The sequence below is a fragment of the Psychrobacter sp. FME5 genome (genome assembly GCF_014861375.1).
GTDB lineage: Bacteria > Pseudomonadota > Gammaproteobacteria > Pseudomonadales > Moraxellaceae > Psychrobacter.
In genome coordinates this window covers 1-1,419 of record NZ_RRYX01000225.1, presented here as the reverse complement: position 1 = coordinate 1,419, position 1,419 = coordinate 1, and the positions used below count along the sequence as shown (strand labels likewise).

Here is a 1,419-nt window from a genome sequence, read left to right as displayed (position 1 = left end):
TTCTTTGGGTTATTATAACCTCTTAGAAGCTGTCCAATTTTATTATGCCACTACAGTGTCTACCATCGGTGTGCTAAAGCTAACATTCGATAAGGTGTTTAACCGCGCGGTAACGACATCACGATTGTCGCTCAGCTGTTTTTGGTAATGAACATCGCCAAATACGTTCATACTTTTCATTAAGTTATGATTGGCTTTGACTCCAAGCTTGCCATAGGTTGTCGTATACTTTTGTTCATCGAACTGCATGGCGATGCCAGAGCTTTCCTGTTCTTCAAGTTTACCAATCTTTACACGATTAGCGGTTGCACCAAGATAAGGAGTGATAGCCACGCTGCTGATTTGCATTGGGTAGCCCGCCTGTACATTGGCATAAAACCGTTTACCATCAGCATTTGATTTAAATTCTTGCTGATAGCTGCCGAGCGTGACAGCGCGTGTGACATCCACATCCATATTACCAAAACCAACGGCACCATTAATCTGTATGCCACCAAAATTGTCTAGCGTATTGCTGTGATAAACACCCAAGCCGACTTCATCCAGTTCAATATTGCTTAAGCCAGTAGAAACACCTGAGTTTTCAAATTGATTTTGAGTAATATTACCATATATGCCTGTGACTGCATTTGCTGAATTGGGATGAGCAAAATCGACACCTAGTAATACCTGTGCATTACCGTCGTCTTCAAACCCTGCAATGTCTTGGTTTTCAATTTCACCGACTGCCCATAACGTACGGGCAGGTTTTTGCTCGCTGCTTTGGATTTGATTGACGTGTGATTGCACACGCTCATTGGTTGCCAGTCCTGTGGTGGTCGCGATATGTGGCAATACACCGATTAAGCTAGGCGCTGTGACGACCGCATTGGCATAATCAGCAATCAGTTGGTGGGCACTGCCTGTCGGATGGATGCCATCAGCGAAAAAATAGGTTTCATTGGCGTCCGGAATAGCTAAGTCGCTTGATCCACAGGTTAGCGAGCTGTCTGTACTACAAGCTGCTGTTGTAATATTAGTAAAACCAAAGGCCGTAGGATTGGCAGCGACTTCTTGTAGTAAGCTAAAGGTGTCCAATGGTATAATATTTGCGCCTGTATTTTGAGCGCCGATATACATGGACTGGTTATATAGGTTGGTGATATAAGTACTTTGCGCTTGTGCCGCTGCACCTTGTTCGATGGCTCTAGGTGTGAGGCCGACATCAGGAATATTGGGTACTAAAATGTAGTTTGCACCATTATTTTTTAGGGCGCCAATCGTCTGGACCTGACTGTTTACTGCTGATACCCCACTCTCAACTTGAAATAAGCAATTCAAACTGAAGAGGCGGGTTACCAAGTTTTTTGTTGAGTACAAAGCATAGATTATGAGACAGAATCTTACGAATCAATCGATGAGACAAATGCCATAAATCTC

At 43.6% G+C, this 1,419-nt stretch carries 1 protein-coding gene and 1 pseudogene; both read right to left on the bottom strand.

What is annotated here, in order from left to right:
* Window positions 1-42: 42 nt before the first annotated feature.
* Window positions 43-1,320: an autotransporter outer membrane beta-barrel domain-containing protein gene (locus EI161_RS14365; RefSeq protein WP_192529944.1), complete on the bottom strand. Its 1,278-nt coding sequence runs from the start codon at window positions 1,318-1,320 to the stop codon at window positions 43-45.
* Window positions 1,298-1,419 (bottom strand): annotated as a pseudogene (locus EI161_RS14360) (IS982 family transposase); the annotation flags it as partial. The gene EI161_RS14365 and the pseudogene EI161_RS14360, both read right to left, overlap by 23 nt.